This window comes from Halorhodospira sp. 9628, from assembly GCF_022228075.1.
In the GTDB taxonomy this organism is placed as follows: Bacteria; Pseudomonadota; Gammaproteobacteria; order Nitrococcales; family Halorhodospiraceae; genus Halorhodospira; species Halorhodospira halophila_A.
The window spans coordinates 1-9,856 of record NZ_JAJNRF010000004.1 but is presented as its reverse complement, the minus strand read 5'-3'; the positions used below and the strand labels follow the sequence as shown (position 1 = coordinate 9,856).

Sequence of the window (9,856 nt, the reverse complement as noted above, 5' to 3'; positions counted from 1 at the left end):
GACGGGGCAACAAAGCGGTGAGGGCAGGCGCGGCTCGAAGGCGCATGGCGGCGCTGAACCGGGGGGGGCGCGACGAGCAGGCAGCATCGGCCCTGGCTGAGGGTAACTCGGGCTTCGGTTCGCCCATGGAGGCTTGGGTGAAGAGCGTGTGGGTTTTCGTGGTGCTGGTGCTGATCTGGTGGGTTCTGGATGGTCTGCAAAGTCCCGCGTGGGGTGTAGTTGCGGCAGCGCTGGGGGCGGCCCTGTACCACCTTCTGGCTCACGGGCCTCGGTATCGCGTCCGGCTTCTCAACCTGCCGCAGTTCGCCGCCTATTTCGTCCTGGAGTCTTTTCGGGGCGGGTGGGACGTCGCCCGCCGCGCCCTGGATCCCGGACTACCGATCCATCCGCACCTGTTCGATTACGCGGTGCGTCTTCCCGCCGGTCAGCCGCGGGGCCTCTTCATGGGCGTCATCGGACTGCTCCCCGGCACGTTGAGCGCGGATCTCTCGGCCAATGGACAGGTGATCCGTGTGCATGCGATTCACGAGGATCCGGCATCAGCGGTCCAGGAACTGGAGCGCCGCGTAGCCAGGCTGTACGGTCTGGAAGGCGGCGCTTGATGCTTGACTGGTTGCTCCCAGCCATCATTCTCTTCCTGCTGGGCAATCTGATCGCCGGGCTGTGGCGAATCTGGCGCGGGCCCTCGGATGCAGACCGGATGCTATCCGCCCTGTTGTTCGGCTCGACGTCGGCCGCGGTGCTGATTCTGCTGGCCGAGTGGCAGGGCGTTCCGGCGCTTCGCATCGCCGCCTTGCTGGTGGTCATGCTGGCGACGATTCTCACCATCACCTATGTCGGCACGACGGGACGCGGATCCGGACGGCAGGCGGATCGCCAACCGGAGGATCTGCCATGAATCTCGTGATGGATGGTCTGGTCGCGGTATTGCTCCTGGCCGGCGCCTTCTTCTACCTGGCCGGCACGGTGGGACTGATCCGTTTCCCTGATGCGTTGAGTCGCATGCATGCGCTGACCAAGGCGGACAACCTCGGGTTACTGTGCATCTGTGCCGCGGCGGCCTTGCTCGCCGGCGGCCTGCGGCCGGCGCTTCTCCTGCTGCTGGTCTGGCTGCTGGCGCTGCTGGCTGCCACGGTGTCGGCGCACCTCATTGCCCGGGTTGCGCGGGCCGATCGCGGCGGCGCGGAATCGGAGGACGCACCGTGAGTTGGATGCTGATCGTGGACCTGGTCCTGGCTTCGGGGCTGGTGGTGCTGGCCTGGTATGCCGTGGTCGGTGGCTCGCTGTTCCGGGGCATCGTCATGTTTGTGGTCTTCGGCATGGTGCTCGCTCTGGCGTGGGCCTGGCTGGGGTCACCGGATCTGGCCATGGCCGAGGCGGCGATCGGGGCCGGCGTCACCGGGGCATTGCTCATGATCGCCTATTGGCGCCTGAAGCGGATCAACGCGGTGGAGCCGGTGGACCCGTCCCCGATCCGTTCCTGGGTCGCGGGCGGGGTCGCCGTGCTCGGCACCGTCGTGGTCGGCATGATCGGGCTGGCCTCCCTGGAAGCGCTGGGGGGCAGTGCCGAGGCCGCACGGATGATGAATGCCGCCCTGCCGGAGACCGGGCTCGGCAACCCGATCACCGGTGTGCTGATCTTCTTTCGCAATCTCGACACGCTGCTTGAGGTCGCGGTCCTGCTGGCCGCCTATGCCGGAGCGAGGGCCGCGCTGGGCTCCCACCGCGCCGAACTCCCGCAGCCGCCTTCCAGCACACCACTGTTCGATGGCCTGGTTACCGTCGTGGGGCCACTGACCGTCGTTGTGGCGATCTACCTGTTACAGGCGGGCAGTCAACTGCCTGGCGGTGCCTTTCAGGCCGGCGCCACCCTAGCGGCCCTCGCGGTGATGCTGATGCTCGCCGGGCGACTGACGCCGGCCTCCGAAGCCGACTTGTTTACCAAAGCCGGCCTGGTGGTCGGCACCCTGGTTTTCTGCCTTGTGGGTCTCGGCGCGCTGCTGATCGACAGGCCGTTGCTCGGCGTGCCCGGGACGTGGGCGGTGTATCTGATCGAGGCCGCCATGATGGTCTCCATCGCGCTGACGCTGGCGCTGCTGTTTGCCGGAGCCGCGGCGCTCGAGCGGAGGCGGCCATGAACCACCCGGAAATCTGGATGCTCGCGGCCGCCGGGGTCTTCGGTATCGGCCTCTACAGCCTGATCGTTTCCCTTCATCTGTTGCGCCAGACCATGGCACTCAAGGTCATGGGCTCGGCGGTGTTTCTCGTCCTCGTGACCTCCGTGGGCGAGGTCGATGGCAGCCTGGACGGCATCGCCCAGGCCCTGGTGTTGACCGGTATCGTGATCGCCGTGGCTGCGATCGCGTTCGCTCTGGCCTTGATTGTGGCGCTCGCCGAGCGAACCGGGTCGGTCTCTCTGGAGCCCGATGACGAGGGGGGCGACGATGGTCGCTGAGGCCTTCGCGGCCCTGGTATTGGTTCCGCTGGTTGCGGCCTGCCTGATTCTGCTGCTGCCCGGCCGCGCACGCTGGCTGGCTGTCATGGCCGGGCTGCTGCCGATGCTGCCGGCGATGGTGGTGCTCACCGGCGAGCTGCTGCGCGAGGGCCCGGTGCGCCTGGCGATCGCCGGCTTCGACGCGCCCTTGGGGATCGTCTGGTATCTGGATGCTCTGAGCGCCGTGTTGGTCTGGCTGAACGTCGGGATCATGGTCGTGGCTGGACTGCATGCGGCCACGCGCTACCGGATCGACAACCGGGATGGCCAGCATTTCTGGCTGCTTTGGCTGCTCCTGGCCAGTGCCATGAATGCGCTGCTGCTGTCCTCCGATCTGTTCAACCTATTTGTGACACTGGAGCTGGTTACGCTGGCCTCCATCGGTCTGCTGGTCATTGACCGTAAGCCGGCCGCGCTGCGCGCAGCGGTGCGCTATCTGGTGCTCGCACTGCTGGGTTCGTTGCTTTACCTGCTTGGCGTGGCTTTGATCTATGGCCACACCGGGACGCTGGATCTGTACCTGGTCGGCCAGGTCCGGGAGCCGGACGGACTGTCCCGCACCGCGCTGGTCCTGATGACGTTCGGTCTGCTGCTCAAAGCTGCGGTCTTCCCGCTGCACGGGTGGCTGCCAGCGGCGCACGGCAATGCCCCGGGGCCGGTGAGCGCCATCCTCTCGGCCCTGGTGGTCAAGGTGGCGCTCTATGTCGTCTGGCGCTTGTGGCTGTGGACCGGTGCCGAATGGGATCTGCCGCTGGCCCTGTTTACGCTCGGGCTGCTGGGCGCCGGAGCGATTGTTTACGGATCGCTGCTGGCGTTCATGCAGCAACGGCTAAAGATGATTATTGCCTATTCGACCGTAGCCCAGCTGGGTTATCTCATGCTCCTGTTCCCGCTGCTCGGGGGCGTCGCGTTCCAGGCAGCCACCTATCACCTGCTCAGCCACGGGCTGGCCAAAGCGGCCATGTTTCTGGCCGCGGCCAATCTCCTCCACCGCATGGGCAGCGATCGGCTCGAGCACCTGCGCGGTGTCGACCGTCGGGCACCGCTGGAGGTGTTCACACTGGCGCTCGCCGGCGTGAGCATCCTCGGCTTGCCGCCCTCCGGCGGTTTTATTGCCAAGTGGCTCTTCGTCGAGACGGCGTTGGAGCAGGGGCAGTGGCTCTGGATCGTCGTCATTCTGCTCGGCGGGTTGTTGGCGGCCGGTTATCTGTTCCGCGCCCTCGCGGTGATCTGCACCCGGCCCGTCGACTGTGACGCCCCCCGGCCCGCTCTCGCCGCTGACCACCTGGCCGGGTTGACGGCGCTGGCGCTGGCCCTGGCCGCGCTTGTTGTTGGCCTGACCCCGGAACCGATTCTCGGTCTGCTGGCCAGCGGTTGGCCGCCGGAGGGCGGACGATGACCGAATTCCTGGTTTACTGGCTGCCCCTGCTGGTGGTGATGGTCTCGTCCCTCGCCGGGGTTGGCATTTTTCTGGCCGGCGAGCATCGCCCGGGGCTGCGGATCGCACTCAACCTTTTCGCAGCGGCCGCCAAGGTTGCCCTCGTGGCCCTGATGGGAATGCTAGTGATGGCCGGCCATGTGCCGGAGTTCAGCCTCGCGCTGCTGCCGGACCTGGACCTCACGCTGCGCGCCGACGCGTTGAGCATGCTATTCGCCTCCCTGTCGGCGGTTCTGTGGCTGGTGACCACGGTCTACGCCCTCGCCTATCTGGAGCGGGGCACTGACCGAGCGCGCTTTTTCGGGTTCTTCAGCCTGTGCGTGACGGCGACCATGGGCATCGCCATGGCCGGCAACCTGCTGACCTTCTTCATCTTCTTCGAGCTGCTGACCCTGACCACATGGCCCCTGGTGGTGCACAACGGCAAAGCTGACTCGCTTGCCGGCGGGCGCACGTACCTAGCGCACACGCTGGGTGGGAGCCTGTTTCTGCTGGTGGGCATCATCTGGCTTTACGCGCTCACCGGCAATCAGGATTTCATCGGCGGCGGCTATCTGAGCGATCTCGGTATCGGTCAGTACGACAGCCTGCGCGTGATCTTCTGGCTGCTGGTGATCGGCTTCGGCGTGAAGGCAGCGCTGTTTCCACTCCATGCCTGGCTGCCGCGGGCCATGGTGGCTCCCGCACCGGTCAGCGCACTTCTGCATGCCGTGGCCGTAGTGAAGGCCGGCGCTTTCGGGATCGTCCGCTTGGTGGAGGATATCTACGGCTTCGAGCTGACCCAGAGCCTGGGCCTGGATCTGCCGCTGCTACTGATCGCCTCGTTCACGATCGTTTACGGTTCCGTGATCGCGCTCTTCCAGTGTGACATCAAAAAGCGCCTCGCCTACTCGACGGTCAGCCAAGTTTCGTATATAGCCCTCGGGGTCGCCATCGGCGGGCCGGTCGCCACCATCGGCGGCATGGTCCACCTAGTCCATCAGGGGCTGATGAAGATCACGCTCTTTTTCTGTGCCGGGATCTTCGCCAACCTGCTCGGCGTCAAATCCATCGATCAGCTCGACGGTATCGGTAGACGCCTGCCGTGGACGAGCCTGTGCTTTACCATCGCGGCGCTGGGCATGATCGGGCTGCCGCCGGTGGCCGGCTTCATCAGCAAATGGTACCTGGGTGCTGGCGCAGTGGCGGTGGATCGCGACTGGGTCATCCTGGTGTTGCTGGCCAGCACGCTGCTCAACGCCGCCTATTTCCTGCCGCCCCTCAAGCGAATCTGGTTGCATCCCGCACCCGAGGCCTGGCCCAACGAGGTCACCCCGCGCCGGGTGGAAGTCTTCGGCCTGGTCGGCGCGACCGTGGCAACCGCACTCATGGCGCTTGCCGCCGGGGTCTTCGCGGGTCATCCGCTCAGTCCGCTGGGCTGGGTGACCAATATCGCCGAGGGCTACTTCGATCTACCAGAGGCGTACTTTTGATGAGCAGCCTGTTGGCGGTGGCTCTGCCGTTTATTCTTGCGCTGCTGATGACCGTGCCCGGGCACGTGCGGCATACGGTCTGCCGCGTCGCGCCTTTGGCACCGTTGGTTCTGCTGCCCGTCCTCCTGTTGCCGGGCGAGCTGGAGCTGGGATTGCAATTGGTTGGCCTGAGGCTGGGCACCGATGCCGCATCCACGCCCCTGGTGTGGTTGACCCTCATCGCCTGGGGGCTGGCGGGCTGGCTGGCGGCGGAAACGATCGAGCGCGAGCGCACCTGGTTCTGGAGTGGCTGGCTGCTGGCACTCACCGGCATGAATCTGGCGTTGCTCGCCGGCAACATCGTCAGCTTCTACCTAGGTTTCGCCTTGGTGAGCCTGTCGGCCTACTTGCTGGTGGTGCAAGCCGGCACACCGGCGGCATGGCGTGCTGGGCGGATCTATCTGGTCATGGCGATGGCCGGGGAGGCGGCCATCCTTGCAGGCGTGCTGCTGCTGGCCGGCAAGGTCGGTAACGTCCCCTTCGACGCCCTTCTGGCCGGTGGCTCCGCGGAGGCGCTTGCTGAGGGGCCTGTCCGCTGGCTGCTGCTCATCGGTTTCGCGGTCAAGCTGGGCATCATTCCGGTGCATCTTTGGCTGCCGCTGGCCCACCCGGTGGCGCCCGTTCCAGCGAGTGCGATTCTCTCCGGGGTGATTGTTAAGGCTGGGCTGCTTGGCTGGCTTCGTTTCGTGCCAGCGCTGGAGGGTGATCCGGCGGTTCTCGGTCAATGGATGCTGGCCATCGGTCTGGTGACCGCCTTCGGGGGTGTTCTGCTCGGCCTCACTCAGACCCGTGTCAAGACCGTTCTTGCATATTCCACGATCAGTCAGATGGGGCTGATCTTGTGCGGTTTTTCGGTTTGGTTTCTGGATCCTGCCGGCCGCGAGGGGGGCGTGACCGTGCTAGGGCTTTTGGCTCTCCACCACGGCCTCAACAAGGCGGCCCTTTTCCTCGCCTGTGCCTGCCAGCCTGGTGCGAGCCGCTGGAGGTTGACCTTATTCGTCCTGCCGGCTCTTTCACTGGCCGGACTTCCGCTGACAACGGGATTCCTGGCGAAGGGGGAGCTCAAGGACGCCCTTACGCTGGCCGGCGCGGGGGATGGCGCCATGCTGCTCGTCGCACTGAGCTCCACCGCGACGGCGCTGCTGATGTGGAAGGCCTTCTCCCTGGCCCGGGCAATGAATGCATCGGAGAGCGGTGTCCACCCCGCCTGGCCCCTGCTGGTGCTTGCCGCTCTAGTGGTGCCGTGGCTGCATGGTGCCTCTGCGGGTCTGCTGGCCTGGCCCGACGTTGCCAAATTGTTGGACTCAACTTGGCCGCTGATCCTGGCCGTTGTGCTGATCCTCGCGGCGCGGCGGTTGTTTGCCGGGCGACAGGTCGAGCTGCCCGAGGGGGACGCGGTGGTGCTCGTAGAGCGAGTATGTACGCGGCTTGCGTTGCTGGGCCGTAGCGCCGCGGATGCAGGGGCCTTGTTCAGCGGTTGGCGGGTTGACTTCGCGCCAACGCGAGCCCTCCTTGCCCGCCTGGAAGACTCTGAGGCACGCCTGCCGATGGTCGGGTTGGCGCTTCTCGCGATCTCTGTCCTGCTATGGCTTCTGACCGGGGCTGGGGGTGGTTGAACGCCCCCTTCGGCCAAGGTGGTTAAAACCGTCCACGGATGGGGCGCCAAGAATGAAGATCATGAGGCGGAAGGACCGTGATAATCGGCAGTGCGACGTCGAATGAGCCAGTACTGGTTTCTCATTCGGCGTCTCGCTGATCGTGGCCGTTTCGACGTAATTGGGGTGACTGTGATTTTATGTTCGAGATGCCCCAAGAAAAGAGATTGCAATACAATAAATCCGAGGTGCTAGTGGCCGCTAGATAAGCGGCCTTGCTTGCGCTGTTTCTCGATGTGGGTGCGCCCAACCAACTCCCGCATTGTTTAATGAAGCCGCGGGTTCATAGTCGGTTTAGAGGGCGAGGTGGTGCTCATGGGGTGGTCCAGAAGAGACCTCAAGTATGTCGAAAGAAGAGCCCTTCGCCGACGCGGATTGTGGGGTCTACAATGTAGATATGGGGTCAAGCATGAGGTAAGGCCCTGATCAAAAAAGAATAAGTGATGTGAAGCTGAGGGACCTTAAACCATGTCAAGGTGGCGCAACCAGCTGAGCTACGCGCCTGTCGATGTGCTGCGCATTCTAATCGTGTGCGGCGTGGAGTCAACCCCTGATTGTAACGCCTTGTTTTGTCAGTGCCTCCGCCGCTTTCGTGTTTCGCGGGCAGAGGCGTCTTCACTGCGGGAAAACATATCAGCGCCCTGATGTGTTGGTCCATCAAGCTGCTTGTGCCCATCTCGTGCCCAAATTGTGCCCGACTCGGGCCCGGGGTGACGCGGGCCTTCACCATAGGAGCTCTAGGACTGATCACCACCTTGTTCTGGGCCCTTCGCGGGAGTGGACTGTTCAGGGACGTACTCCGCGATTGGGCTTGACCCGCTGCAGTGGATACCTGACCGTTTGACCAGAGGAGGTATCCACCATGAGCCAGGACCGTCCCCCGTACTCGGCGGAGTACCGGCAGAAGATCCTGGAGCTCGTCTGGCAGGGGCATGAGTCCGCGGAGCTGGCACGGGCGGGTACGGATCGCTGCCGGCGGTGAGAATGGCGTACCTTGGGTCTAACAATGTTTGAGGGACGGTGTCCCGGAGCTTGACCGGGCTCATGGTGCGCTGGGCAGCGCCGTCTCCGCAGTACGAGCCGCCCCGGTGCGGCACGCGAGCGAACGAGGAGCATTGAATGGGTAATGGCCACTCGCCTTCCAACGACGAACAGTCCTCGTCCATCGCCGCCATCCGCTCGGAGCTCGAGCGCGCACTCGGCGATCAGTCGTTTTCCTCCGAGCAGGAGCTTCAGGATGCCGTGGCGCAGAAGGTGGCGGAGCTCAATCAGTCGCCGGTGACCGATTTTCAGGGGCTCTCCCGAGAGCAGATGCACCGGCTTCTCCATGCGCCGTTCGACGCCCCGGATCTGGTGCGCTTCGCCGAGGGCATCGAGGCGCGCCCCGCTGCGACGGCGTTCCGGCTTCTGGAGGTCATTGTCGATGCGGCCGGCGAGGAAGGAATCAAGCTGACGGCTAAGGGAAACCTGCCGCGTGCTGTGGTCTTCGAGGCCAAGGAGGCGCTGAAGGCGGAAGGGCTCAAGCGGGAGTGGCTCCCCGGGGTGATCCGCAACGAAGACGACTTCCTCGAGCTCCACCTCATTAAGGTCACGGCCGGTCTGGCGCGGTTCATGCGCAAGGAGCGCGGCCGGCTCAAGGCGACCCGCGCAACGCAGAAGCGCTTTCGCAAGGGCGAGTGGGCGGCGATATACCACGCGCTGCTCCAGGCCTACTGCCGTCAGTTCAACTGGGCCTATGCCGATGGGTGGCCCGATCTGAGGATCGTGCAGGATTCGTTCGCCTTCTTCCTGTATCTCCTCCACCGCTTCGGAGACGAGCCGCGGCCGGTCTCGTTCTACCAGCGATGCTTCTCGCAGGCCTTCCCGGCAGCCCTTCGGCAGGTTAACGAGGAAGAGGTACTGTTTCCGGGCGACTGTCCCGAGCGGATTGTGCACAACTGCTGGTCGGTCCGCACCGTACTGCGCTTCGCCATGCCTTTCGGGCTGATCGAGGAGGTTGGCGGTGAAAGCGACGTACCCTGGCTGAAGGGAGAGCCAGAGAGCTTGGTTATCCGCAGGAGCGCGCTCTACGACCGAGTGGTCTCCTGGGGACTCACGTGAGCCGACGGATGGTAAGTTCGCCGGCTGGGTCGGTCACGGGTTCTGGTGCTGGCGGCTAGTTGTCGGCGAAGGGTGCAGCGAGGGCTCGGAAGACGGCGCGAATGACCGGGTCCTCGGAGTACGGTTCGCTGCGATCATCAGCTCGTAAGTGGCGGACCTGGTAGCCGAAGTTGCGCTGAAGGTCACGTAGATCCTCATCGGCGTCGATGCACTCGAGCAACGAGAGTGGCACGGACCAGTCCGGCCTGCCGTTGTAGAGCACTAGGGGGATGATCGGCGGTAAGTGGCGATACCGATGCGCACGTTGCTGGGGCGTGTGCTCGGCGTGGCGTTGCCAGATCCGCTGCATGTACCCGAGCAGCTGTACCGGTGTGCTGGCGTCCGGCGCAGATTTGTGCTCGATCAACGATGTAGGCGGCCCGGCCGTCGCGAAGGCGAGCTTGGAAAAGGCGGTCGCTGTGTGATGGTTGCAGATTGGGGGATCGCCACCTTCGCCCTCCTGGTCTTCCTGATCGCCCATGTGTACATGGCCTCGACCATGGGCCGGCCCTGGTAACAGCACCTCAAGACGATGGTTACCGGCTATCACGAGGAGCGCGATTAGGGCGGCTCCCGCCGGCGGCGGAGGGGTGCCCCCTCCGCCTCATCCTCCACGCTC

The 9,856-nt window shown here is 64.8% G+C and carries 10 protein-coding genes; 9 read left to right on the top strand and 1 reads right to left on the bottom strand.

Features of this window, described 5'->3' with window-relative positions:
* Positions 1 to 44 precede the first annotated feature (44 nt).
* The 9 genes from LRG10_RS05590 to LRG10_RS05550 all read left to right on the top strand — a co-directional run bounded on the left by LRG10_RS05590 (position 45) and on the right by LRG10_RS05550 (position 9,198).
* Positions 45 to 602 (top strand): Na+/H+ antiporter subunit E, encoded by a 558-nt coding sequence (locus tag LRG10_RS05590; protein ID WP_238634906.1) that lies wholly within the window; start codon positions 45 to 47, stop codon positions 600 to 602.
* Complete coding sequence (locus LRG10_RS05585) at positions 602 to 898, top strand: pH regulation protein F (RefSeq protein WP_238634905.1); 297 nt, start codon at positions 602 to 604, stop codon at positions 896 to 898. The genes LRG10_RS05590 and LRG10_RS05585 overlap by 1 nt, the downstream gene beginning before the upstream one ends.
* A complete protein-coding gene (locus LRG10_RS05580) occupies positions 895 to 1,206 on the top strand; it encodes a monovalent cation/H(+) antiporter subunit G (RefSeq protein ID WP_238634904.1) in 312 nt (103 codons plus the stop codon). Before LRG10_RS05585 ends, LRG10_RS05580 begins: the two co-directional genes overlap by 4 nt.
* A 5-nt stretch (positions 1,207 to 1,211) precedes the next feature.
* Positions 1,212 to 2,138, top strand: coding sequence for a Na(+)/H(+) antiporter subunit B (locus LRG10_RS05575; protein ID WP_238634903.1), 927 nt, complete (start codon positions 1,212 to 1,214; stop codon positions 2,136 to 2,138).
* The gene (locus LRG10_RS05570; protein WP_238634902.1) at positions 2,135 to 2,455 is read left to right on the top strand and encodes an NADH-quinone oxidoreductase subunit K; all 321 of its coding nucleotides are present in this window, start codon (positions 2,135 to 2,137) and stop codon (positions 2,453 to 2,455) included. The genes LRG10_RS05575 and LRG10_RS05570 overlap by 4 nt, the downstream gene beginning before the upstream one ends.
* Entirely contained in the window at positions 2,445 to 3,893 is a 1,449-nt protein-coding gene (locus LRG10_RS05565; protein WP_238634901.1) for a complex I subunit 5 family protein, read from the top strand. The genes LRG10_RS05570 and LRG10_RS05565 overlap by 11 nt, the downstream gene beginning before the upstream one ends.
* Positions 3,890 to 5,404, top strand: a complete 1,515-nt coding sequence (locus LRG10_RS05560) for a proton-conducting transporter membrane subunit (RefSeq protein WP_238634900.1) — start codon at positions 3,890 to 3,892, stop codon at positions 5,402 to 5,404. Before LRG10_RS05565 ends, LRG10_RS05560 begins: the two co-directional genes overlap by 4 nt.
* Complete coding sequence (locus LRG10_RS05555; RefSeq protein WP_238634899.1) at positions 5,404 to 7,059, top strand: complex I subunit 5 family protein; 1,656 nt, start codon at positions 5,404 to 5,406, stop codon at positions 7,057 to 7,059. Before LRG10_RS05560 ends, LRG10_RS05555 begins: the two co-directional genes overlap by 1 nt.
* A gap of 1,158 nt (positions 7,060 to 8,217) precedes the next feature.
* Entirely contained in the window at positions 8,218 to 9,198 is a 981-nt protein-coding gene (locus tag LRG10_RS05550; RefSeq protein ID WP_238634898.1) for a hypothetical protein, read from the top strand.
* 55 nt (positions 9,199 to 9,253) lie between these two features.
* Here LRG10_RS05550 and LRG10_RS05545 read toward each other — a convergent pair whose 3' ends face one another.
* A complete protein-coding gene (locus LRG10_RS05545) occupies positions 9,254 to 9,604 on the bottom strand; it encodes an Rpn family recombination-promoting nuclease/putative transposase (protein WP_201173670.1) in 351 nt (116 codons plus the stop codon).
* Positions 9,605 to 9,856 lie beyond the last annotated feature (252 nt).